Raw genomic sequence first — 22,866 nt, forward strand, 5'->3', positions numbered from 1 at the left:
TACTAGTTAATAAAGGTACTGACACATGGGGAGATGCAGGTAATGATATCCAACAACCAATAGGTTACTCAGATGACATGAAAGATTCGATTTTAAAATCTTCGTATTTTGTGGCTAATCATAAGGATAGTGAAATTACTATGGTGGGTCATTCAAAAGGGGGAGCTGAAGCAATTGCAAATGCAGTTGCAAATAATAAAAATGCCATTACATTTAATCCTGCAGTACCTTCACTAGGTAAATATGGTTTAAGTGATAGGGACTATACTGCAAGAGCAACGAATTATGTAGTTAAGGACGAAATTTTGAACAAGACTTTGGGTGAAGTAGGCACTGGAACAACGGTTTACTTACCTACGCAGTATAAAATTAAGTGGTGGCACTCTAATTCATATAAGGCTTGGCAAATGGTCAGAAACCATAAAATGGGGTCAGTAAAAAATGCTTTGAAGGAGGCGGGGTATAAATGAAAGTGAAAAAAACATTGTTATTACTAAGCATTCCGTTGTTGTTGACATTTGCAATCATAGTGTTCATTGCTTTACCTTGGCTTCTAATATTCATAGGGATTCAATTAGAACCCAATCCTTCACACCCTGAAATCACATATGGGAAATTTCCATTTCGTTTGGAATATGAAATTAACGGGCAACGAAAGTTTATTCAAGATACGTTAATATGTGAATATGATGGCATTGGTTCAAATGAAGGTCGCGGCAAATATCGTAAGTGGAAGGAAATATTAGCCGGCGGAGACAGACTACTACCGTTGCTAGAAGTCAATGGCAGAATGGAAATATCCTATTATCCAGGGATTGCAGAGTACTATATGGGTGATTTGGATAGCACCGACGAGTATCAGCAAACCGTTGCTGACTCTATATTTATTGAACAAGAAGGCATTATCATTAAAAAAGATGGAAGGGTTTTTGAAAATGATGGAAGGACTATTAACACTCAATTTTCCAATTCAAATGAATTACTTGATAAGTACCATATTAAACTGATAAGCTGGGACTCTACCCCACCAATCAAGGATAATTTTCCTGAAGCCAAATAATAAGGAAGATGAAAAATTCCTTTTTTCGAGAAGGGGCTTTATTAAACCACAAACGAGACTAATTCTCGCTTGCTCTAGCAATAACCAGTTATCAACGAGTGTACTTTATTCCATAATCAAAGCTGCAAAGGACAACTACCCGAATAATTTAAAACAAACTTATAAAGCACTTGAAATTCTTTATGGTGATTTCAGGTGCTTTTTTTGCGTCCTCGTATAATTCTATAAGTCTATATAAGTTGAACTAAAAATTAGAAAACTATGGTAATGATTTCGTTGCTGTATGTCGAAGTAAATAGATAATGACTTTAATCAGGCAGGGGAATCCAATGGAAAATTCAGAATCCTTTCAAGAGATCCAAATGGCGATGAAAAAAGCCCAAAAACATCGAATGTACGAACGATATCAGACGCTGTATTTGTATCTACAAGGAACAGAAGTAGAGCAAATTGCCCATACGATCAACCGAAGTGCGAAAACCATAAAAGATTACATCAAAGCTTATGAAACGGATATGCCTTTACGTATTCCTTCAATTTCGTCAGAACCCCAAAATCATCAGATACCACCATATTTTATGCTAAATAGCTGTTTACCTTGTGGAGAATCATTTTGGCTCTTGGCTATACTACGTGGTTAAAATGACGTTTGACAGGTTAATAGAGCGATTTGACATGGAGCCTCTGCGGGCATGATTACTCGCGAAAGCCGCGAAACACAAGGACTTCGCGATGCTTACCAGCTTATCATGCCCGCCTCTCTATATAAAATTGCAGTCTATTTAACCATTTCGAGTAGCGAGGAAGCTATAAATGTATCCCCGAGGACAAGTATGAAAATGACAAAAGAGAAATGCTGAAATAGCTAGCCGATTCACATCATTCTTAATTAGAAAATTTCTTTCTTTTATGAAGATAAGAGCAGGTTCGGGAAAAAAGGAGTTTTCTTATTTTTAAAAGAATGTCTTAATGCTGTTTTCAATAATTATTGTATGACTGTAAAAGGGAAGTAGTCTGTTATAGCTATGTAACCTGAGTACAAAATTCATGAAAGACTTGCTTCATAAAGCTCTAGTTCAAATAAAAGAACTTATTAATCGCTTGTATTCTTTTAACTTAGCCAATTTATTCACAATTTTGTAACCTATCGGACAGTGGGGGTTGCGAGATTGTTGTCGAATTGTTTCACTATATTTACATACTATACTCTGGTAATCTATTAATATATATAGGGGGAAAGGAAAGGCGTTCCGATTCAATCGGTTGAGATGCGTTTATGTTCTATATGTTTAGTGAATGTCTATATTGCCATGTCTATATCGTCATGTCTGTATAACTTCATAGACAAGCTAGAGATAGCTCCCGCACATATAAAATACAGCACAGGATGGTGTAAGTAATGAAGTTTTTAAATGTAAAATGGATGGCTGTATGTTTGATGGCGATCTGTTGTTTGGGTCTGTTGGGCATACATACGAATACGGCAAGTGCGCAAGCGAAGGCTCCTTTGCTGGGAGTCAATGATGTATTACTTGATTCTAATACGATTCGGCCAGTGATGGAAAATGACAAGTTGTATGTACCTATCGTTACATTAGGTCAAAAGATGGGGATCTCCACTTCGGCTAGCGGACGTACATTGGTGTTGACCGGACATAATCGCAGCTTTACGCTGGATCTGACCAAGGGTGATGTTTTTGAGCGCGGAGGACGTACGATGGTGCCAATTCGCACATTGGCGGATGCCTTCGGTTTTACCATCACGATACCTTCAAGCAATCTATATCGGATTCAGAACGCGAATGCGAGCTTGTCTGATACACAATTTTTGAACAAATTTGCCGCAGAAATTAAACAGTATGCAGCCGTGAAGCCCGGCAAAACTAGCAATGCAGGAACTAAGGGGAACGCTTCCCCATCGAGCCGAACGATTTATTTGAGCTTTGATGATGGTCCTACACCGCACACCTCGCATCTGCTGGATATTCTGGACAAATATAATGCCAAGGCTACTTTCTTTATGCTGGGACCGGAAATTCGTGAACATAGTGCAGTTATGAAGAGAATGGTAGAGGCGGGTCATGGCTTGGGCTTGCACGGGATGTCGCACCAGGTGAAGAAAGTCTATGCTTCTCCGGCAGCGGCGCTTGCAGAAATGAATCAGGATAATGAGATTTTATTCCAGGCAACTGGGCAACGCACTTCTTTAATTCGTACTCCTTATGGCAGCAAACCATATTTGAAGAAAGCATTCCGTGATCAGCTGACGGGTGCGGGCTATCATATTTGGGATTGGAATATAGATTCGAATGATTGGCGTTATACCAAAAATCCAGAGCATTTTGTAAAAACCGTTCTGAGTGACATTCGAAGATTGAAAAAGCAAGGCAGAACTCCAGTCGTTCTGATGCATGATAAACCATCTACGATCAAGGTGCTTCCACAAATCATGGCTGCTTTGCAGAAAGAAGGCTATTCGTTCGAGCCGTTGAATAACAATCTGACTCCGCTTAATTTTTGGAATGATCATCGTTGATTGAATAGCTTGTCGGAAAAACAGGCTACCCTACTTTATTTTTTGAAGAGGGGGGTCTGTTTTTTTATATAAGCGGTAAGCAGAAATCAGGTCTTGGATAAACAAGCGTTACATTGCCCAATAAGGAAGTAAAGACACCTTTAAAACTATTTATTAGGTTTTTTAAGGTGTTTTTGTCGTGTGTGCACAGAAAGTCATGAGCTTTGCAGCTTGTTTTATATGAATCTATGAATTCAGTTCCCTCTTCAGGTCATATGACTTTACGGGTTGCCACGTCGCTGCATATATTGCAGTAACCGCCCCGAGAGGAGGAGCAGGTATGAATATTAACCCGGCTATGTTTAGTATGTTTTGTGCTACCACAGGTGCCATTATTACCTTTGCATTTGGCGGCTGGAATCAGCTTATGGTGCTGTTCACGGTTGCAATGGCTATTGATTATGTGACTGGGGTTGCCGCAGCGATTAAGACTGGGGAAGGCTTGAGCAGCAAAGCAGGGTTTTGGGGATTGACGAGGAAGGCCTTGATGCTGATGGTGATTTCTTTGGCACATCATGTAGACCTCCTGATGGGCACTGAAATCATGAAAGGAGCGGCGACGTATTTTTATTTATCCAATGAATTAATCTCGATTACGGAAAACTGTTCACGCATGGGCTTGCCGCTCCCACCGAAGCTCAAGAATTTTTTTGCTCTGCTGAAGGACAAGGAGTCTGGTGGGAAAGATGGTGGAAAAGATCGCTAGAATTACGAAGTTTCTTTCCGTATGCGGGGCGTTATGATAAAATTTTCAAGAGAACATTTTAAGATAAGGAGCCTATACGCATGATTAAACATATTGTTTTGTTCAAATTGAAAGACCGCTCCCCTGAAAGCATTGAGCATACGGCGTCCGTCTTGCGCAGCATGAATGGCAAAATCAAAGAACTTCTATCACTCGAAGTAGGTACGGATGTGATTCGTTCGGAACGATCTTATGATATTTCCCTTACGGCTGTTGTCGAAACACTGGAGGATCTGCAGACGTATCAGGTACACCCTGTGCATCAGGAGATCATTGTACACATGAATGAAGTGAAGGATGTATCGATCGCAGTTGATTATGAAATTTAAAAGCGGTTACGGGAGGTGAAGGACCTTGTATTATGTCAACCGGGAGCAAATTGAGCTTCGACTAGGGGCCGTTACCGACATTGCTGCAGGACTCCGCCGCATATCGGCCGCTTGGAACGGAGATTTGTTGCAGGGGCTGGTGCAGGAGCGCTGCCTTCATCTGGCGATTGAAACGGTGACGGATGTAGGAAGCTATATCATTGATGGATTTATTATGCGCGATGCCAGCAGCTACGAGGATATTATCGGTATCATTCATGAAGAGGGCGTACTGGATGATACCGTGTTTAATCCGATCATGGAGCTGGTCGCCTTGCGGAAACCCTTGGTGCAGGAGTATTTCCATTGGGACCGGACGAGCCTTCATCCGCTTACACCTGTGCTGCCCGAGCTATTGGAGCGTTTTGCATCCAGTGTGCATGACTACTTAAATAAGGAATTGGGTCAGCAGCCCGAGGGAGTGTAAAGGCTAAAGTGACGGATAAGCATATCGTTCCCGAAATGCCCACCAGGCGCATGATTATGACATTGTTGAAAACCAAGGGACCTGTGGGCGTCGGAAGCTTGGCAGCTCAATTGGGCATTACCGAAATGGGGGTGCGCAGGCATCTCAAATTGATGGAGCAGGATGGTCTCATCGTCGCTACCGTAGTGCGGCAGGCGATGGGACGTCCGACGTTTTTGTACAGTCTGAGCGAGCAGGGAAGTGAGCAGTTTCCCCGCAATTATGATCATTTGTTGCTGGAACTACTGGAGGAACTGGATGAAGAGCAGGGAATGGAAGCTGTTTACTCTCTGTTTGACGGCAGAAAACGCAAAATGATGAAGCGTTACGCCCCTCAGATAGAGAGCGAGACCACGCTGGCTTCACGTGTGGAAAAGCTTTCCGGCATTCAGAACGCCTCCGGTTATATGGCGGAGTGGCGGGAAGAAGAGGACGGGAGCTACTCTATTGTGGAATACAATTGTCCGATTTCTCAAATCGCAGGCCGTTACCGCAAGGCTTGTGAATGCGAGCAGCAAATGTTCGAGGAGCTGCTTGATGCCGAGGTTGTTCGTGAGGATTGCTTGGCGGATGGAGGACGTTGCTGCCTGTATCGTATCCGGTCCCGAAAAAAGTAGGAGCTTTTATGGTCGTTCGCTGTGTCATGACAAGCTCTCCCTGCTTATAATGCATTAACAGATGGGCATTCGCCCGGGCATAAGGGAGAGATGATGATGAAAGAAAACCACAAAAGCTTTATCCGTGGTGCGGTGGCAGGTAGCATTGCCGGTTCGCTCGCTGCGCTGTTGTTTGCCCCCAAGTCAGGTCGTGATCTGCGTCAGGACATTACGGATCAGGCACGTCTAGTCAGTGATAAGGGGCAGGAACTGGCTGGGAAAATTACAGATGCCTCTATTGAGTATACCGATAAAATTAAGGATACGGCCTCAGCGGTTATTCATGAAATCGGGCAATTTCGCAAAAAAGGCGGAGTTCTTCCTGAAGTCAGCATTTCATCCGATCCTGTTCAAGAAGATATCAAAAAGGATTCCCTGTAAGCAGCTCTAAATCAATAAAATATAACTGAATATGGATTCGCTTCGAGGCTTCTCCTGTTGGGATGAAGTCTCTTTGTTGATCGCTTTCCCTTTTTCGGGTAATATTTTGGGGTACCTTTTACTCGAATACAACATAAGGTATGTAGCAACGGATAGCTTCCCAAGAGGGAACGACTCATACTTGAACAAAAAAGGAAGCGGTGTGTACGTGCAGCAAGCGATTGCAATATTGGATTCCGGTGTAGGAGGTCTGACGGTTGTTAAAGAAGTCATGCGTCAGCTTCCAAGGGAAAAAATCATTTATTTTGGAGACACTGCGCGCACCCCGTATGGACCCCGGCCATCGGAAGAGGTTAAGAAATTTACAGAGCAAATGGTTGATTTTCTGATTCAATTTGATCCGAAAGTCATTATTATTGCCTGCAACACGGCAACAGCCGCGGCATTGGACTATATTAGCCAAAAGGTATCCATTCCGGTGATTGGAGTCATCCACCCTGGGGCACGTGCTGCAATTAGCGCAACAGCCACCGGGCATGTCGGGGTGATTGGGACTGTAGGTACAATCCGAAGCGGAGCCTATACGGCTGCGCTGAAGCAACTATCCCCCTATGTAGACGTGGTGAGCCATGCTTGCCCTTCGCTTGTTCCTTTGGTGGAACAGGGATTGTTCCGTTCAGAGACAACATCAGAGGTCGTAGAGGAGACATTGAGACCGATTCAAGCGTACCCGATTGATTGTCTGATTCTTGGTTGTACGCACTATCCTTTTTTGAAGGAAACGATTCAGGAAGTGATGGGCCCCAACGTGAAGCTGATTAGCTCAGCAGACGAAACGGCTCGTGAGACGAGTACGATTTTGTATAACAAGGGCAAGTTGGAAGCCGGGGATGAGACACCGGTGCATCAGCTTTTTTGTTCTGGTGATCCGGAATTGTTCCAGAGCATTGCCGCACAGTGGCTTGGGGAGCAAATTCGTCAAACGCCTGTTGTTTGGCAGGTTACCAATCTCGATTGACGAGACAGCCGATTTTTTTGTCATTAGACAAAAGAATCGGTTGTTTTGGTATTCGCTTCATCAAGACACGCCGCGTCTGCATAACATGCAGTAAGACAGATGGAAGGGGCGTAGAAGATGAGGGAATATATCGTACAAAAAGGAGATACTTTGCACCGGGTCGCCTCGGCTTTTAAATTATCGGCAGATGCATTGATAGTAGACAATCCATGGACTGCCGCGCAACCCTATCTGGTTTGTGGTCAAGTGCTGTACATTCGTCCGTCAATGGATCGTAAATACGTTATTCAGCCTGGTGAGCATGCCAGACACATTGCCCAGCAGTTTGGTGTGGAGCTTGATGAACTGCGGCAGGCCAATCCCGAACTTGCGGAGCATGATTTTGTGGAAGGAAAAACAATGATTATCCCTGAACACCATCAGGATCAGATTATACGTTTGCGCGGGGAGTATGGGTACGAGGACTTGAGAGAAGATCTTGCGACACTGGCTCAAAGGTATCCGTTTATTGAAGTTGGCAGCATCGGCAGCAGTGTCATGGGAAAGGATATTCCCTATGTTCGTATTGGACGGGGACCACTGAAAATTCACGCCAACGCCTCCGTACATGCCAATGAATGGCTGACGACACCGTGTTTGCTGCGTTTTGTAGAGCGATATGCGCAAGGAGTCGACAGGATGAATGGAAATGAAGGGGGGGAGCATCATGATGAGCGAGAGGATCAAGGCGAGGCTCCTCCATGGATATATGGCGTTTCTCCACAGACTTGGCTAAACCGTACTTCCTTATGGGTAGTGCCCATGGTTAATCCGGACGGGGTGGAACTGGTTCAACAAGGTGTCCTTCCGTCTCATCCCCTGTACCATGACTTAGAAAAGTGGAATGAAGGCCGCGCTGATTATCGTGGGTGGAAGGCGAACATTCGCGGTGTAGATCTCAACGATCAGTTTCCGGCGCATTGGGAGGAAGAGGTGCGAAGACGCGGCAAAACCGGTCCGTCCAGAAGGGATTATGCGGGTCCTGCACCTTTGTCTGAGCCAGAGGCTAAAGCGCTTGTCGATCTGACGGAGCGGGAACAGTTTGATATGGTGTTGTCCATACACAGTCAGGGACAGGAAATCTATTGGAATTACCGGGATTTGGAGCCAAAGGAGAGCCGGGACTGGGCATCACGGCTGGCGGCTGCAACAGGATACCGGGCGGTAAAGCTGGGGGGCAGCGATGCGGGATATAAGGACTGGTTTATACAGCGATTTGGAAAACCGGGTTTTACCGTTGAAGTCGGGCTGGGCGTAAATCCGCTGCCTATGCGTGATTATGACGATATTGCGGCAGAGGTGGGCATGTTAATGGCAACGGTGCTGTCATGGTAAAAGGGTCAGCCTGAAACGCCATGGTTTATCAGCACGTATTAGGAGGAGCACGTGTTTTTACAAGTGTTCCTCTTACATGTCCCGTCAATGGGGTATATACTTAGGAGCATTGGAAATGGAGTGAACAACCTATGAAGTGGAAAAGATTACTGTCTCTCCGTCAATGGTCACAGGTGTTTCGTCGCATGCCCCGGTTTATTACGTCGTCGAAGATTCCATTGGGTGAAAAATTGCTGTTTGCCATCCCTGTACTGCTCTATTGGGTGCTGCCGGATGTCATGCCCTTTATGCCTATTGACGATATTGGGGTGACGCTGTTGCTGATGAACTGGTTTGTGACCCGCGCTGAACGTAAATATCCCGATGTGCTTGAGAATCAGCACGTACGTGTCCGGTAGTATATAAGCTTGTGAATTTCGTGATTGCGATTTTCTGCGATTTTCTTTACAATAGGAATATTGCCTTTCTAGTATAGAGGCTATTTGCAGTTTATAGTTATTGAACTTACCTGTTAAATTGTGTGGCACGGATATTCATACTCCGATGGACCACACTTCATTTGATTAATATGAAGGAGATGAAGTTGATGAATTGCAAAATTACTCGCAACGCTGCTAAAGTATTGAAGCTTGAATTGGATAAAGAAGAAAACCAAGGGAAGAGCCTGCGCGTTGTTATTACTCATTCCCATGGAGACCATGCTCATTACGGGCTGGACTTGGACACGCCTAAAGAAACAGATACCGTCGTATCTACAGATAAAGGCATTGATGTTATTTTGGAAAACGGCCAGCCGCTGCTGGATGGTGTGAAAATTGATTACTTGTACTTCCCCGAAGAAGGATTTGTCATTACTAACCCTTCCCAAGGTAATCACGGCGACCACTAAGCCGGAGCACGGAGGGACGACAGATGGCCAATGATATTCGCGTATGTGATGAATGCAATCATATTCGCTTGAAAACAATCTTACCCAAGCTGCAAAAGATGGCACCGGATGCGGAGATCAAAATCGGTTGCAAATCGTATTGCGGTCCTTGTGGAAAACGGGCGTTTGTATATGTGAACGGACGCTATGTAAGTGCAGCTACAGAGGACGAAGTATTGGAGAAGGCTGCGCGTTTTATAAAATAATTCCAGTACGCAGCATTCACAGCTTTGTATAGTTCCCCTTCTTTTGATCCATGCTAGTGGATGCAGACCACTGCCCAGAAGGAGGAGTGACTCATGGCCCAATATGATTCTAATCTGGACAATCACAGTGTCGAGGCCCAAACGCAAAACTCGGTGGACAAGCTTCACCATGCCGTTTCTCAGGCATTGTCACATCCGGCTGAGCAACTGATTGAGCAGGCGGAGCAGTCCCGTACTCATGCGGAGCGTGCCATAGAGCAGGCGAAGGACAGCCTTGGCGACGATGCGGTAGAGGTTGCCGAGGAAATGCTTGGTGAAGAGACACAACGGCTGGAGCAGGCCAAAAAAGCATTGCGCCCATAAGCATTCGTAAAGGTATATGAGCGCGGTTTACTAGCTCAAGAATACAAAAAGCCCGATCATCAGCATGTTGCTGCTTGATCGGGCTTTTTTTGCTGGTATTCATCTTTCCGGGAATCTGGGAAGGTTGCTGTGTAAGCAATCTTCCTCAGAGAATTTATTTGGATGTGGAAGGTGTCGTAGTCACTTCTTTGGTTTGCGATTCCCATTGGCGAATGAGATCATACGTGATCACCTGATCGGAAATGTTCAACCGATTGAGAGCTTCGGTATACCCCGACCCACAGGCGTTCACATCCGAAGGCTGGCCTGTGGTGAGGTTGTAACAGGTTCCTTTGGAGAATGTGCCATCCTCGGATGGAATGTAGTACACACGACCATCAGTGAAAGCACCGCTGCGCAGCACGACCATACGAGGCTTCCCGCTGAACAGATCATTGCCCATAAAGTGATACGGTTTCGTTGAAATGCCGAGCAGATGCATCACCGACGGTGTCAGATCAAGCTGTCCTGCCGGTTCAGTGTAAGTTCCCGCGTGGCTTCCATCGGGAAGATGCACTAGCAACGGCACCTGGTTCATGATTTTCTGCATATCGAGATCTGTGAGTGGTTTACCCAATAATTTCTCATACAGTGCCTTATCTTTAATAGAATTGTCGTGATCCCCGTAGAACATCAGGATCGTATTATCCCATAATCCGTCTTTCTTCATCTGATCGACCAGTTCACCCAGTGCTTCATCCACATAATGCACGGATTTCAAATAGTCTCCGAACATGGTCCCTTCAAACTCGCCAACGTCCAAATCCACGGCGTCAGGTGACAGATTGTACGGATGATGGCTTGAAATTCCGACCATATAGGCGTAGAACGGCTGTTTGACCTCAGTGGTGAGATCATTGAGCGTTTGCCGGAAAAAGGATTTATCTCCCAGCGACCAGCCAAGCGGCTCGTCTATTTTAAAATCTTTTTTACTGTAGAACTTGTCGTAGTTCATCGCCTTATACATCGTGTAGCGATTCCAGAAGCTGCTGTCGTATACGTGAAACGCATTAGGGCTGTAGCCAGTATCTTTTAGAATAGAAGGCAACGTATCGAATTTATGGTCCGCATAACGGATGAATACCGAGCCTGTAGGCAGTGGATGCAGTGAAGCATGTGTAGAGAAATCCGCGTCCGAAGTACGGCCCTGCGCAGTCTGGTGATAATAATTATTAAAATACATACTTTCCTTCGTCAGCTTGTCAAAGTTAGGCGTAATGGCCTGACCGTTGATTTGTTTGCCGATGAAAAAGTTCATATACGCTTCAGCTTGAATGACCATCACATTTTTGCCTTTATACTTGCCGGAAAGGTCATTTTTCACCTGGAGCAGCTTTTGATGCTGATTAAACCATTCCTTATCCTTATCGGACTCCGCCTGAGCCAGCGTAGGCTGGGGTCCCAGATGGTCCTGTCCATAGCGGTAAATGTCGTACCCGTGAAATCCGATCAGCCCGGTTACATTGTACAGGGCCATCGACCACCAGTTACCGACGAATATGCCGGTTGCCCACGTGGACGTATAGTATTTAATCGGTCCAAAGGTAAAAATGTAGCCAATCAGGAAGGCCAACGCGCCTTTGGAGAAGCGAAGCAGAAACCTTTTGCTGAATGAACCGCGTGGCGTTTCGATGTAAGAATCACTTGTTGTATACCGACGCCGCAAGGAAGCCACAAACATCACATACGGAATGAACAGAATCCAGTCTGCAAAAAAGAAAAGATCCCACCAGTACATCAGAGATACGATACTTCCACCCAGGGAATCAACTTGTCCGGCTTGAAGCAAGACGGGAATCGTAATGAAATCCTGAAAATACCGATAATAAACTATGTCCGAATAAATGAGTGCGGTAAGCAAAATATCAAGCACCACAAGAGCGATCAAACGTCCGCGCCGTGACAGCCATAAGGTCCAAAAACTCACAAGCAAGAGCGAACCGATAGCGATGACATAATCCAGCGGATTCATGTCAATATTTTGGGCATGCAGGTTATAGTGGATCAGAACGAGCTTGCCAATCATAAGTACAAAAAACAGACCAAACCCGAAATATCGGGACATCAGCACTCTGCTGAACATGTTTCCAGTGCGATTTGTACTGGCCGTGCGAATAACCAACACTTTACCCCCTTCGGCAGAAATGCTCGGCTAGTGTAAACTAGATATTAACGTAATGTTAAAACCGAAATCGCCTTTAATTATTATAGCGCTCATCCCGCGCATTTCAATGATTAAGTAAAGAAAATACAGCATTTTCCTTCCAGCACAATAGCCTAAAGCCATATTTTTATTCTCCGGACAGCACAAATCAGGCCAGAAGGCGAACGTACAGTTCGCTTTCTGGCCTGAGCATCATCTATTTAAGACTGCGACGGCGGAGTATCCTTGCGACGCGGCGGTAGAGGGCCCAGATACTGATAGTATTGACATTCGATCCGCCCGTTAAACAGCTTGCGGCGCTTATCGGCTTTGTGGCCCCAATAGTGCTCGAATTGCTTGGTGGAGCTGATGGCAAAGAAGGACCATGTCTTCATTTCCGCTGCCGTACGTGCGATTGACCGGATTAGCTTCTCCACCTCGGTTTCCTCACTCAGTCTCTCACCATAAGGTGGATTGGTAATCATCACACCATATTGGCCTTCAAGTCTGACTTTCGTTACAGGCAGCACCTTTAATGAGATATCTTTAGCGAAGCCTGCCGCCTTGACAGCAGCCTCAGCGACTTCGATGGCACCTGGATCAATATCGCTGCCTGCAATCTCGAAAGGAATGTCATCGCGGGTCAAATCCATCGCTTCGTCGCGAGCCTGATCCCATAGCTCGCGACCAATGACAGGCCAGTCTTCCGAGTTAAAGGTACGTCTCAGCCCCGGAGCAATATTCCATGCCTGCATTGCTGCTTCTACCAGCAGAGTACCGGAACCGCAGCACGGGTCATAGAACGGTCGATCCGGGGTCCAGCGGCTAAGCTGAATCAGAGCGGAAGCCATCGTCTCTTTGAGCGGAGCCTCCGTCACGAGCTTGCGATAGCCGCGCTTGTGCAGTCCCGGACCTGTCGTATCAAGCGTTAGCAATGCACGGTCATTTAAGAGAATGACCTCTATAACGTAACGAGGGCCGTCTTCTTCAAACCAATCCGTGTGGTAGGTTTCCTTGAGCTTTTCTACAATCGCCTTCTTGACGATTCCCTGACTGGCTGGTACGCTACTAAGCTGTGATTTGTGCGAGCGTCCCTCTACCGGAAATTCACCATCCATAGGAATCCAATCCTCCCATGGCAAAGCTTTGGTGCCCTCGAACAGCTCGTCGAAGGTGGTTGCGGCAAATTCGCCCATTTTAATAAGAACGCGGTCTGATGTGCGCAACCACAGGTTACACCGGCATATATCAATATAATCACCGGAAAAAACGACGCGGCCATTCTCGACGGTCAGGTCCTCATATCCGAGTTCTCTGAGCTCCCGAGCCACGACGGCTTCAAGTCCCATCGGCGCAGTTGCAATTAGTTGCAGTTGAGTCATTAAACGTATTCACTCCGTCCCCATAATCATATAAGCTTGGTTCAATCCCTATAGTATAGGTCATTGTACACGAAGAGACAAATAATTAAGGCAAATAATTTACGAAGGACACCGCGTCCAACCTGCGTTATGATAAAGCGAGAAGGAGAGATGAAACGTGGAAATTACACCCAATATGACGCCTGAACAATATGTAGACCAACTGGTACAGGAAGATGAAACGCTACGCGGCATCAGGGAGGCCATTGTTGCAGAGGGGATGCCTGAGGTATCGGTGGCTCATCCTTACGGAAAGCTGCTAACCTTTCTAATTGAGGTATCCGGCGCGCAGCAGGTACTGGAGATTGGCGCATTAGGCGGATACAGTGGATTATGCCTGGCCCGTGGATTGGGAGAAAAGGGACGCATTGTGTCATTGGAGCTGAAAGAAGCGTATGCGGCACTGGCACATAGACATATGGAGGAAAACGGCTACGGTGACCGTGTCGAATATCGTCTCGGACCTGCAGCGGACAGCCTGAAGGAGCTTCAGGAAGAGGGGAGGACCTTCGATTTTTTCTTCATCGATGCCGATAAGGAAAATTACCCGGTGTATCTGGAATATGCGATTGCTCTGGCGAATCCAGGTGCCATTATTGCGGGAGATAACTGTTTCCTTCGCGGACGGACGCTCAATACCGACAAGAACGGTCCTGCCGTACAGGCCGTGAGACGCTTTAACGAAACGATAGCTACGGACCCGCGGCTAGTCAGTACGCTTTTGCCAGCCTATGACGGATTGGCATTGGCCCGTGTAAAATAGGCTGTAGTGTTACTTATATAGCTATGCAAAAAATAGCTATACAAAAAGAACCTCCTTGTCCACAAAATTGTGGAGCGGAGGTTCTTGTCTGTTCTGAAGGCTGATCTTACCAGAAGGCTATCTTACCTGAAATCAGGTGCAGGCTTACGATCATAGAGCTTCATACGTACCCAGAATATATTGACGATCAGCAGGACACCTGACATGATGAACAATCCTTCGATGCCGATAAACCCGGACAGTACCCCGCCAATAACAGCGCCCAGCATATTACCAAGCGCCAGCGAGCTGGTATTGAAGCCGAACGAACGGCTTTCCATGCCTTCCGGTGTATACGTGCGAATCAGCGCGTTTACGCTTGGCAGCAGTCCGCCCATAAATATACCCATGAAAAAACGGATCGTGACGAGCTGCCATACCTGATTGACAAAAGCCTGCGGAATGAGCATGAGCGCGGTTCCGAGCAGAGCGATGGTCAAAATGCGGTGCGCCCCGATCTTGTCACTCAATCTTCCAAGCAGCGGCGCAGCGACCATATTGGAGACACCAGTAATGGCTGTAACAAACCCGGCAATGAGCGCAATTCCTTCTGCTGACCCATAGAGCTTTTGCACATATAACGGCAGCAAAGATACCGTACTGATCATGGCAAACTGGAGCAGGAACGTTACGGTGAACAAAGCCGGAAGCTGGGGCGTATGGCTTAGCTCCTTTAATCCGGCAAGAACCGAAATTTGCGGTATGCGTGCGGCTTCGGCTTTGCTGAAATCTTCTTTAACCAGAAACATTGCAATAAGCGAGGCTACAAGAATAAGAGCGCCTGTAATGTAAAAGATCGGTCTGAATCCAACCCAGTCAGCCAAAAAACCGCCCAGCAGAGGGCCGAGAATCGTACCCGCCATCTGACCGGATTGCATAATCCCCATAGCGAAACCAGTCCGTTCTTTGGGGGTGGTACCCGACACCAGAGAAATCGAAGCCGGATTGAAGCCCGAAATCGTACCGTTCAGCAGACGAAGCGCCAACAGTTGCCACGGATGGGTGACCAAACCCATGCAGCCGATCACCAGAGCCATACCGAAACCCGAGCGGAGCAGCATTGCTTTGCGCCCATATCGGTCAGCCAGCTTGCCCCATAGAGGCTGGAACATAAATGAAGTCAAAAAGTTTGCGGCAAAAATAACTCCGGCCCACAGCCCGATATCATGTTCTCCCTTCACATGAAGGTCTTGAGCCAGATAGAGGGCGAGGAATGGAGTAATCATCGTAATACCCGCATTGACCAGAAACTGACCGAACCAAAGCACAATGAGATTGACTTTCCACGTCTCCCACGTTTTCAATGTGCTTTCACTTCCTTTCTGTCATTTCTTGCTGATGCAAAACTACTTATTCATGTAGAATCCATGTAGAACTTCCCGGAGCTTTAAAAAAGCCATTTCTCTAGTATAGCACACTTCATTGAAACTTTATCCAAATGTCATGGGTTTGTCATGAGTTGTTCGCCAGCGGCGGTTGTTACGACTCTTGAAAAAGGGCATAATAAAATACAGTAGTTACGATTCGAACTGGAGGCTGAAGTCATGACCTACAACGATACCTTTATCCGCGCTTGCCGTAAGCAGGCTGTGGATCATATTCCCGTATGGTACATGCGGCAGGCCGGAAGGTATGATCCTGAATATCGCAAAATTAAAGAGAAATACACGTTGCTTGAAATTTGTCGTCAGCCCGAGCTGGCTGCAGAAGTGACCTTAATGCCCGTGCGCAAGCTCGGGGTAGACGCTGCTATTTTATATTCTGATATTATGAATCCGGTAGCCTCGCTGGGGATTGATTTTGATATTGTCAAAAATATCGGTCCGGTTATTGATAATCCGATCCGGACAGCGGCGGACGTGGACAAGCTGCGCCCGATTGATGTAGAACGAGATTTGGGTCACATTTTGGAAACGATCCGTATTTTGGACCGTGAGCTGGAGGTACCGCTGATTACGTTCGCTGGAGCTCCTTTTACAATTGCGAGTTATTTAATAGAAGGAAGACCGTCTAAAGGATATATCCGCACCAAAGCCATGATGTACGGAGAGCCTGAATTATGGCATCGGCTGATGGATAAGCTTGGAGACATGGTTATTACATACGTGCGTGCCCATATTGCTAATGGCGGCAAGGCATTTCAACTGTTTGATAGCTGGGTAGGGGCGCTTTCGCCTCATGATTTTCAAATGTTTGTGTTGCCGACGATTACACGTATTTTCCATGAGCTGTCCAATCTGGACGTACCGAAAATTTATTTTCCAGGTGTAAGCTCAGGCGAGTTGCTACCGCTGTTGGGCGGGGTAAAAGCCGATGTGATCGGACTGGACTGGCGGGTAAATATACCTGAAGGACGCCGTCGTTTGGGTAATGGTTTTGGTGTGCAGGGAAATCTGGACCCTTACGTGCTCACAGCGCCGATGGATGTAATCAAACAGTATGCGAAAACGATTGTTGATGAAGGAATTTTGGAGCCGGGATATATTTTTAATCTGGGTCACGGTTTATTTCCAGAAGCTTCATTAGATAAGTTGAGAGAGCTTACGGAGTATGTGCATGAGTATTCCCGTTCCGTTTTGATAAAGAAGTAATCAATCAGAAATTTGAAGAGGTGATGTGCTGATGAAAACCAAAGTGGGTGTACTGGTTATGTCCTACGGGACACCGGAAAGTTTGGATCAAGTAGAAGCCTATTACACACATATTCGTCGTGGCAACGCTCCTTCCCCGGAGCAATTGAAAGAATTAAAGGATCGTTATGAAGCCATTGTGGGCGGTGTATTTCCGCTACGTCAAAATACGGATCGTCAGGTTCAAAATCTGCAAGAAACATTAAATCGGGAAAATCGTAATCCGGATATTGAATTTGTCTGCTATCAGGGACTTAAACATGCCAAGCCGTTCATTGAGGATGGCGTGGAGGCTATGGTGCAAGACGGTATCCGTAAAGCCGTAGGTGTCGTGCTGGCTCCGCATTATTCCGTGATGAGTGTAGGCACTTATATTAAGCGCGCACAGGCCAAGGCACAGGAACTGGATCTGGCTATATCGTTTGTGGAAAGCTATCATCTTCATCCAAAGCTGATCAAGACGTTGACCGAGCGTGTAAATGCAAAGCTGGCGCTTTTCGAAGAAGCAGGGGCGAATCGGGACGAGGTACGTGTATTGTTCAGTGCGCACAGCTTGCCTGAGCGGATTCTGGCGATGGGTGATCCTTATGTAGAGCAATTGATGGCTACTTCGCAAGCTGTTGCGGACAAGGCAGGAATCACCAACTGGCAGTTTACGTGGCAAAGCGCAGGCCGCACAGCAGAGCCTTGGCTCGGTCCTGACATCCTGGATACCATGCATAGTCTCAAGGAAGAGCAGGTTGAATATGTGCTGGCTGCGCCAGTCGGCTTCGTTTCAGATCATCTGGAGGTACTGTACGATCTGGATATTGAGGCACAGGCTTTGGCGAAGGAATTGGATATGCGTTTCCAGCGGATTGATTCGCTTAACAGTGATCCACTGTACATGGAGACGCTTAGCGATGTCATCATAGACCAATGGAAAAAGGGATGAGGACATAATGGAGCAAAAACTACGCAACATTGTGATTGTAGGCGGAGGATTGACCGGACTGAGCGCAGCTTTTTATACACGTAAAATGTACAAAGAAGCAGGCTACACACCACGAATTACGCTGGTGGAAAAGGCCCCAGTGTTGGGCGGGAAAATCGAAACGTTGCATAAAGACGGATTTGTGATTGAAAAAGGGCCGGATTCCTTTCTGGCCCGTAAAACGGCTATGATCGAGCTGGCACAAGAGCTGGAGCTGGATCATGAGCTGGTAAGCACGAATCCTGAGGCGAAAAAAACATACATTTTGCATGAAGGTCAGCTCCATCCGATGCCCCCCGGTCTGGTACTGGGGATTCCGACGGAGCTGAAACCTTTTCTGCGAAGCGGGCTCATCTCGTTGGGCGGCAAGCTGCGGGCCATGATGGATTTTGTTATTCCGCCTCGTCGCATACCCGGTGATGAAGCCTTGGGTGATTTTATCGAACGCCGACTGGGCAAAGAAGTGCTGGAAAATGTAACCGAGCCGCTGCTGGCTGGCATATATGCTGCCAATATGAAGACGCTGAGCTTGCAGGCGACCTTCCCGCAATTTGCTGAAGTAGAGCAGCAATATGGAAGCCTCATTCACGGGATGATGACCGGAAGAAAGCCAGCCGAGACGCATACAGGCACGAAAAAAAGTGCTTTCCTGACCTTCCGTCAAGGACTGCAAAGTTTGGTACATGCGTTACTAAATGACTTGCATGACTGTGATTTGCGTACAGGCGTTGCTGTTACAGAATTCACAAAGACAGCAGGCGGTGAAGGCAGTGTCTACCATGTTGTATTGGATAATGGGGAGACGTTGGATGCGGACGATCTATTTATCACGACTCCGAATTTTGCTGCAGCGCCGCTGTTGCGAGGACATGTGAATGTGGCGGCACTGGAAGCCGTTAATTATGTGTCCGTGGCGAATGTGGTCATGGCCTTTAATAAAAAAGACATCGAGAATGTCTTTGATGGTTCCGGTTTTCTGGTACCCCGTAAAGAGGGACGCAGTGTGACGGCATGTACGTGGACGTCCGCCAAGTGGTTGCATACCAGTCCGGACGATAAAGTACTGTTGCGCTGCTACGTGGGGCGTGCTGGAGCCGAAGAAACGGTAGAGCTACCCGATGATGAACTGACTGCGCTGGTACGTAAGGATTTGCAGGACATGATGGGGGTTACGGCGACTCCGCTATTTACGGAAATTACCCGTCTTCGCCACTCTATGCCGCAATATCCGGTAGGACACCCTCAGGCTATCGCCGATCTGCGAGAAGAACTGCGTACAACGATGCCGGGAGTGTATGTTTTGGGTGCTGGCTATGATGCCATCGGGTTGCCGGATTGTATCCGCCAAGCCAAGGAATGGGCCTCTGTCGCCGTCCAAGCTGCGGAACGGGAAGCGGTCAAGGTACAGGCATAATTATAAATGGTTGGAGCACTTGAATAACGAACCCTTCGCTATCCCAAGCGAGGGGTTCTATTTATACCGAAATTTGATATATAATGGAGAAGGTGTTAAAATCGCCGGATCATTCAAGAATGTAATGCATATGCAACAGCATAGAAGGAGTGAAGAATGTACCCTCCCAGATCACAGAAAAATGAAGGTCGAAAGAAAGCAAGGAAGCGAAAAATAGGCAAGGCTTGGATCATCACGAATCTGGTCCTGCTGCTTATGATCGTAGGTCTTTTCGGATATTATTACATATTTGAACATGGGAAGAGTAGCTCTCTTGCGGAAAACGCCGGACTATTACAACAGGAGAACAAGAGCAAAACGGATTCAGCGGGTGGAGGACAGTCTTCTAGCCCGGTAAGAGAGAACGTTACAGCCGTTTCAAATGAACAACCGGACGACAGCTCCAATGGAGATGAGCACGCTGCTGAAGATAAGACAGAGCAACCTTCTGATACTGCTACAGTTACAGACAGCCGCCCCACGACCTCATCTGACACAAATGCTGCCGAAGGCAAATCGTCAGAATCAGGATCATCTTCGGAGAAAGACGGGCAATCACCGGACAGCTCTTCAAATAAGGATGCATCGGACAGTGGGAAATCTACTGACCCCAACGAATCGGAGCAGGGGAGGAAGGCCGCATCGGATGGAACAGCTTCACCGACAGTCACGCTTCATTTTGTAGGGGATGTGCAGTTTTCCGGTAAGGTTGAGCAGCGGTTGGAAAAGAACGGATTTGATTTTCCATATCAATATCTCGGAAATCTGTTTCGCAAGGACGATCTGACGATAGCCAATCTGGAAACGCCGGTTACAACCGCAGGCGTGGGTGCGCTGAATAAAACGTATGTGTATAAGTCTTCTCCCAAGGCGTTGACTGCGTTGGCTGCGGCAGGGATAGATGCTGTAAATTTGGCCAACAATCATATTTTGGATCAGGGCACAGACGGTTTACTGGATACGCTGAAATATTTGAAGGAAAACGATATAGCGTATACCGGAGCCGGGCGTAATGCAAAAGAAGCGTATGCTCCGCACTATTTTGAGCGTAAAGGTATTAAAATTGCATTGCTGGGCGCTACACGGGTTATGCCCGAGGCCAACTGGAATGCAGGCGCCAAACAGCCCGGTGTTGCAGGAGCCTACGATTCGACCGCGATTGTGAAGTCGATTCGCGAAGCGCGCAAGCAGGCTGATTTGGTCATTGTCATTGCGCATTGGGGCAAGGAGCGCGCTACTGCACTGGAGCCTCATCAAACCGAGCTATCGCACGCTTTTATTGATGCAGGGGCAGATCTTGTAATCGGAGGTCACCCGCACGTACTACAGGGCATGGAGCAGTATAAAGGCAAATGGATTGCATACAGCACAGGGAATTTTATTTTTTCTAAATCTACAGTACCAGCCACCTGGGATACAGCGATATTTCAGGCAACCTGCACCCGGGCTGGGGTTTGCAGCATGAAGCTGACTCCTTACCGGGCGGAGCTGGGGCAACCAGTTCCAATGAAGGATGCGGAGGCCAGCAAAATTTTGCAAGGAGTAGCGGCGATGTCACCGGCTAATGTTTCTGTAGGCGCAGACGGTACAGTAACCGCCCAATAGTTGTCGAAGGAAATCTTTTACACGAGGCTGGTCTGTATTGAGGCTACCACTTGTGGATGGAGGTCATTACCGGAATGGACAATTTGTGCGTGGCTCACCGAGGGTTTTCAGGAATTGCTCCCGAGAACACGTTGGCGGCTTTTAAGCTTGCAATAGATCAGCCGTTTGTGCGCTGGATTGAGCTGGATGTACAACTGTCGAAGGACGGCGTTCCGGTGGTCATTCATGATTTCACGTTGGAGCGCACGACTAACGGCACAGGTCGGGTGAAGGATACGGACTGGAAAGAACTGGAATGTCTGGATGCAGGTGGCTGGAAAAGCACGGAATATCAAGGTGAAAGCATTCCTGCTCTCGCACAAGTGCTGGATCTGTGTCGTGGCCGCGTATCGCTCAATATTGAGCTAAAAACCGCAGGAGATATGTATCCAGGGCTGGAGAAGGCCGTACTCCGTGAAATTGTGGCGCGAGATATGGAGAATGAGGTGGTATTGACCTCTTTTGAGCGTTCGGCCTTACGTCGGGCCAAAGAACTGGCGCCAGGTATCCGTACCGGGCTAATTATCGATGCTCGTCCGGACGATCTGGCAAAGCAGTTGGAAGGGCTGCAATGTTCTTTTCTATCCATGGGCTACCCGCGTTTGGATCGAAAGCTGATGAAAGACTTGACCGGACGCGGTATCACTGTCATGGCATGGACGGTGGATGACCGTAGCATGATGCGGAGATTGGCCTCGTTACATCCTGAATTGATGATTTGTACCAATTGGCCGGATCGCTGGGAGCAGGTTTTTTTGCATTCCAAGCACCGGATGTGGCACTATATACGTAATCTATTTATTAAATAATGGGACTACATACGCGGGAAGGGTGACGGGTCGTAATGAACGTGGAAATTCGTAATGTTTACTGTGTCGGGCGCAATTATAAGCTGCACGCCGAGGAACTGGGAAATGAGGTTCCTACAGAACCGATGATTTTTTTAAAGCCTTCTCATGCGGTAGTACCGCTGGATGGAGCAACACTGGAGCTTCCTAAAGATCAAGGAGACATTCATTACGAGACTGAGCTGGTTGTGGCTGTGGGTCGTAATTACGAACCGGGTATGTCTGCGGAAGCGATTCTGAATGCTTTTGCCTTCGGAATTGATTTTACCCTGCGTGATGTACAAAGCGTTCTTAAGAAAAAGGGTCATCCATGGACGGCGGCTAAAGGGTTCAAATTTTCTGCTCCCGTTACACCGTTCTTGCCTTTAGAGAAACTGGACACGCTGGAGCAGCAGGATTTTTCATTGCTCAAAAATGGACAGGAAGTACAGCGCGGCCATATCAAGGATATGATTTTTTCCATCCAGCATATCATTGATTACATAGGGAGTCATTATGGACTGGATGAGGGCGATATTATTTTCACAGGCACTCCGGCAGGTGTAGGGCCAACCACGAGTGGAGATCGTTTCGAGCTATTTTGGGGAACTGACCGTCAAGGAAGCTGCACAATCGGTTAAGCTGATGCGTGGATAGTACCAATGAAGATGATTAAAAAGGGAGTTCTTTTGGTAGTTGGGCAGTATGGAGTGATTCTCGTACGCAAGAATGTAAGGGCCGTGTCCTGTGCCATAGCATGGGACGCGGCTTTTATATAAGTGTAGAGCGTTGTA

At 47.0% G+C, this 22,866-nt stretch carries 25 protein-coding genes; 22 read left to right on the forward strand and 3 right to left on the reverse strand.

Annotated features, from left to right (window positions below):
- Window positions 1-47 precede the first annotated feature (47 nt).
- The 15 genes from AC0WRU_RS08395 to AC0WRU_RS08465 all read left to right on the forward strand — a co-directional run bounded on the left by AC0WRU_RS08395 (window position 48) and on the right by AC0WRU_RS08465 (window position 10,140).
- A complete protein-coding gene (locus AC0WRU_RS08395) occupies window positions 48-470 on the forward strand; it encodes a hypothetical protein (RefSeq protein ID WP_476128599.1) in 423 nt (140 codons plus the stop codon).
- Window positions 467-1,060: a hypothetical protein gene (locus AC0WRU_RS08400; RefSeq protein WP_476127956.1), complete on the forward strand. Its 594-nt coding sequence runs from the start codon at window positions 467-469 to the stop codon at window positions 1,058-1,060. The genes AC0WRU_RS08395 and AC0WRU_RS08400 overlap by 4 nt, the downstream gene beginning before the upstream one ends.
- Window positions 1,061-1,389: 329 nt before the next feature.
- On the forward strand, window positions 1,390-1,701 hold the full coding sequence (locus AC0WRU_RS08405; protein ID WP_476127957.1) for a terminase gpP N-terminus-related DNA-binding protein: 312 nt from the start codon (window positions 1,390-1,392) through the stop codon (window positions 1,699-1,701).
- A gap of 758 nt (window positions 1,702-2,459) precedes the next feature.
- Entirely contained in the window at window positions 2,460-3,596 is a 1,137-nt protein-coding gene (locus AC0WRU_RS08410) for a polysaccharide deacetylase family protein (RefSeq protein ID WP_476127958.1), read from the forward strand.
- 319 nt (window positions 3,597-3,915) lie between these two features.
- Window positions 3,916-4,341: a phage holin family protein gene (locus AC0WRU_RS08415; RefSeq protein ID WP_025683448.1), complete on the forward strand. Its 426-nt coding sequence runs from the start codon at window positions 3,916-3,918 to the stop codon at window positions 4,339-4,341.
- Window positions 4,342-4,421: 80 nt separating this feature from the next.
- On the forward strand, window positions 4,422-4,709 hold the full coding sequence (locus tag AC0WRU_RS08420; protein ID WP_025683449.1) for a Dabb family protein: 288 nt from the start codon (window positions 4,422-4,424) through the stop codon (window positions 4,707-4,709).
- 25 nt (window positions 4,710-4,734) lie between these two features.
- Entirely contained in the window at window positions 4,735-5,175 is a 441-nt protein-coding gene (locus AC0WRU_RS08425) for a DUF86 domain-containing protein (RefSeq protein ID WP_476127959.1), read from the forward strand.
- 8 nt (window positions 5,176-5,183) lie between these two features.
- On the forward strand, window positions 5,184-5,831 hold the full coding sequence (locus AC0WRU_RS08430) for a helix-turn-helix transcriptional regulator (RefSeq protein ID WP_476127960.1): 648 nt from the start codon (window positions 5,184-5,186) through the stop codon (window positions 5,829-5,831).
- A gap of 96 nt (window positions 5,832-5,927) precedes the next feature.
- Window positions 5,928-6,251: a YtxH domain-containing protein gene (locus AC0WRU_RS08435; protein ID WP_149094918.1), complete on the forward strand. Its 324-nt coding sequence runs from the start codon at window positions 5,928-5,930 to the stop codon at window positions 6,249-6,251.
- 208 nt (window positions 6,252-6,459) lie between these two features.
- Window positions 6,460-7,269 carry a glutamate racemase gene (gene racE, locus AC0WRU_RS08440; RefSeq protein ID WP_025683453.1) on the forward strand — a complete coding sequence of 270 codons (810 nt, stop codon included), beginning with the start codon at window positions 6,460-6,462 and terminating at the stop codon, window positions 7,267-7,269.
- A gap of 117 nt (window positions 7,270-7,386) precedes the next feature.
- The gene (locus AC0WRU_RS08445) at window positions 7,387-8,643 is read left to right on the forward strand and encodes a M14 family zinc carboxypeptidase (protein WP_476127961.1); all 1,257 of its coding nucleotides are present in this window, start codon (window positions 7,387-7,389) and stop codon (window positions 8,641-8,643) included.
- Between the two features lie 131 nt (window positions 8,644-8,774).
- Window positions 8,775-9,041 (forward strand): hypothetical protein, encoded by a 267-nt coding sequence (locus AC0WRU_RS08450; RefSeq protein ID WP_476127962.1) that lies wholly within the window; start codon window positions 8,775-8,777, stop codon window positions 9,039-9,041.
- A gap of 188 nt (window positions 9,042-9,229) precedes the next feature.
- Window positions 9,230-9,532 carry a heme biosynthesis protein HemY gene (locus AC0WRU_RS08455; protein ID WP_014280825.1) on the forward strand — a complete coding sequence of 101 codons (303 nt, stop codon included), beginning with the start codon at window positions 9,230-9,232 and terminating at the stop codon, window positions 9,530-9,532.
- Window positions 9,533-9,555: 23 nt separating this feature from the next.
- Entirely contained in the window at window positions 9,556-9,777 is a 222-nt protein-coding gene (locus tag AC0WRU_RS08460) for a YuzB family protein (RefSeq protein WP_007429791.1), read from the forward strand.
- A gap of 93 nt (window positions 9,778-9,870) precedes the next feature.
- A complete protein-coding gene (locus AC0WRU_RS08465; protein ID WP_025683457.1) occupies window positions 9,871-10,140 on the forward strand; it encodes a hypothetical protein in 270 nt (89 codons plus the stop codon).
- A gap of 154 nt (window positions 10,141-10,294) precedes the next feature.
- Here AC0WRU_RS08465 and AC0WRU_RS08470 read toward each other — a convergent pair whose 3' ends face one another.
- Together AC0WRU_RS08470 and AC0WRU_RS08475 are read right to left on the reverse strand one after the other, a co-directional pair.
- On the reverse strand, window positions 10,295-12,304 hold the full coding sequence (locus AC0WRU_RS08470; protein WP_476127963.1) for an LTA synthase family protein: 2,010 nt from the start codon (window positions 12,302-12,304) through the stop codon (window positions 10,295-10,297).
- 239 nt (window positions 12,305-12,543) lie between these two features.
- A complete protein-coding gene (locus AC0WRU_RS08475) occupies window positions 12,544-13,704 on the reverse strand; it encodes a THUMP domain-containing class I SAM-dependent RNA methyltransferase (RefSeq protein ID WP_476127964.1) in 1,161 nt (386 codons plus the stop codon).
- 157 nt (window positions 13,705-13,861) lie between these two features.
- Here AC0WRU_RS08475 and AC0WRU_RS08480 point away from each other — a divergent pair, with 157 nt between their 5' ends.
- Window positions 13,862-14,506 carry an O-methyltransferase gene (locus tag AC0WRU_RS08480; protein ID WP_476127965.1) on the forward strand — a complete coding sequence of 215 codons (645 nt, stop codon included), beginning with the start codon at window positions 13,862-13,864 and terminating at the stop codon, window positions 14,504-14,506.
- 122 nt (window positions 14,507-14,628) lie between these two features.
- On the opposite strand, the gene AC0WRU_RS08485 is transcribed toward AC0WRU_RS08480, so the two are convergent.
- Entirely contained in the window at window positions 14,629-15,849 is a 1,221-nt protein-coding gene (locus tag AC0WRU_RS08485; RefSeq protein WP_476127966.1) for an MFS transporter, read from the reverse strand.
- Between the two features lie 240 nt (window positions 15,850-16,089).
- Between AC0WRU_RS08485 and hemE the strand changes: the two genes are divergently transcribed.
- The 6 genes from hemE to AC0WRU_RS08515 all read left to right on the forward strand — a co-directional run bounded on the left by hemE (window position 16,090) and on the right by AC0WRU_RS08515 (window position 22,713).
- Entirely contained in the window at window positions 16,090-17,136 is a 1,047-nt protein-coding gene (gene hemE, locus AC0WRU_RS08490) for a uroporphyrinogen decarboxylase (RefSeq protein ID WP_149094910.1), read from the forward strand.
- 31 nt (window positions 17,137-17,167) lie between these two features.
- On the forward strand, window positions 17,168-18,109 hold the full coding sequence (hemH, locus tag AC0WRU_RS08495) for a ferrochelatase (protein WP_134910333.1): 942 nt from the start codon (window positions 17,168-17,170) through the stop codon (window positions 18,107-18,109).
- A 7-nt stretch (window positions 18,110-18,116) separates the two neighbouring features.
- Window positions 18,117-19,562, forward strand: coding sequence for a protoporphyrinogen oxidase (gene hemG / locus AC0WRU_RS08500; RefSeq protein ID WP_149094908.1), 1,446 nt, complete (start codon window positions 18,117-18,119; stop codon window positions 19,560-19,562).
- 156 nt (window positions 19,563-19,718) lie between these two features.
- The gene (locus tag AC0WRU_RS08505; RefSeq protein ID WP_476127967.1) at window positions 19,719-21,206 is read left to right on the forward strand and encodes a CapA family protein; all 1,488 of its coding nucleotides are present in this window, start codon (window positions 19,719-19,721) and stop codon (window positions 21,204-21,206) included.
- Window positions 21,207-21,280: 74 nt separating this feature from the next.
- Window positions 21,281-22,054: a glycerophosphodiester phosphodiesterase gene (locus AC0WRU_RS08510; RefSeq protein WP_476127968.1), complete on the forward strand. Its 774-nt coding sequence runs from the start codon at window positions 21,281-21,283 to the stop codon at window positions 22,052-22,054.
- A 35-nt stretch (window positions 22,055-22,089) separates the two neighbouring features.
- A complete protein-coding gene (locus AC0WRU_RS08515; protein WP_134910330.1) occupies window positions 22,090-22,713 on the forward strand; it encodes a fumarylacetoacetate hydrolase family protein in 624 nt (207 codons plus the stop codon).
- The last annotated feature ends 153 nt before the right edge of the window (window positions 22,714-22,866 follow it).

This window comes from Paenibacillus sp. 1-8 (genome assembly GCF_056316205.1).

Coding starts and splice junctions, on each gene's coding strand:
- AC0WRU_RS08515 (WP_134910330.1), top strand. CDS start 22,090: ATGAACGTGGAAATTCGTAATGTTTACTGTGTCGGGCGCAATTATAAG.
- hemG (WP_149094908.1), top strand. CDS start 18,117: ATGGAGCAAAAACTACGCAACATTGTGATTGTAGGCGGAGGATTGACC.
- AC0WRU_RS08450 (WP_476127962.1), top strand. CDS start 8,775: ATGAAGTGGAAAAGATTACTGTCTCTCCGTCAATGGTCACAGGTGTTT.
- AC0WRU_RS08405 (WP_476127957.1), top strand. CDS start 1,390: ATGGAAAATTCAGAATCCTTTCAAGAGATCCAAATGGCGATGAAAAAA.
- AC0WRU_RS08505 (WP_476127967.1), top strand. CDS start 19,719: ATGTACCCTCCCAGATCACAGAAAAATGAAGGTCGAAAGAAAGCAAGG.
- AC0WRU_RS08465 (WP_025683457.1), top strand. CDS start 9,871: ATGGCCCAATATGATTCTAATCTGGACAATCACAGTGTCGAGGCCCAA.
- AC0WRU_RS08410 (WP_476127958.1), top strand. CDS start 2,460: ATGAAGTTTTTAAATGTAAAATGGATGGCTGTATGTTTGATGGCGATC.
- AC0WRU_RS08460 (WP_007429791.1), top strand. CDS start 9,556: ATGGCCAATGATATTCGCGTATGTGATGAATGCAATCATATTCGCTTG.
- AC0WRU_RS08420 (WP_025683449.1), top strand. CDS start 4,422: ATGATTAAACATATTGTTTTGTTCAAATTGAAAGACCGCTCCCCTGAA.
- AC0WRU_RS08435 (WP_149094918.1), top strand. CDS start 5,928: ATGAAAGAAAACCACAAAAGCTTTATCCGTGGTGCGGTGGCAGGTAGC.
- AC0WRU_RS08475 (WP_476127964.1), bottom strand. CDS start 13,704: ATGACTCAACTGCAACTAATTGCAACTGCGCCGATGGGACTTGAAGCC.
- AC0WRU_RS08415 (WP_025683448.1), top strand. CDS start 3,916: ATGAATATTAACCCGGCTATGTTTAGTATGTTTTGTGCTACCACAGGT.
- AC0WRU_RS08510 (WP_476127968.1), top strand. CDS start 21,281: ATGGACAATTTGTGCGTGGCTCACCGAGGGTTTTCAGGAATTGCTCCC.
- hemE (WP_149094910.1), top strand. CDS start 16,090: ATGACCTACAACGATACCTTTATCCGCGCTTGCCGTAAGCAGGCTGTG.
- AC0WRU_RS08455 (WP_014280825.1), top strand. CDS start 9,230: ATGAATTGCAAAATTACTCGCAACGCTGCTAAAGTATTGAAGCTTGAA.
- hemH (WP_134910333.1), top strand. CDS start 17,168: ATGAAAACCAAAGTGGGTGTACTGGTTATGTCCTACGGGACACCGGAA.
- AC0WRU_RS08445 (WP_476127961.1), top strand. CDS start 7,387: ATGAGGGAATATATCGTACAAAAAGGAGATACTTTGCACCGGGTCGCC.
- AC0WRU_RS08400 (WP_476127956.1), top strand. CDS start 467: ATGAAAGTGAAAAAAACATTGTTATTACTAAGCATTCCGTTGTTGTTG.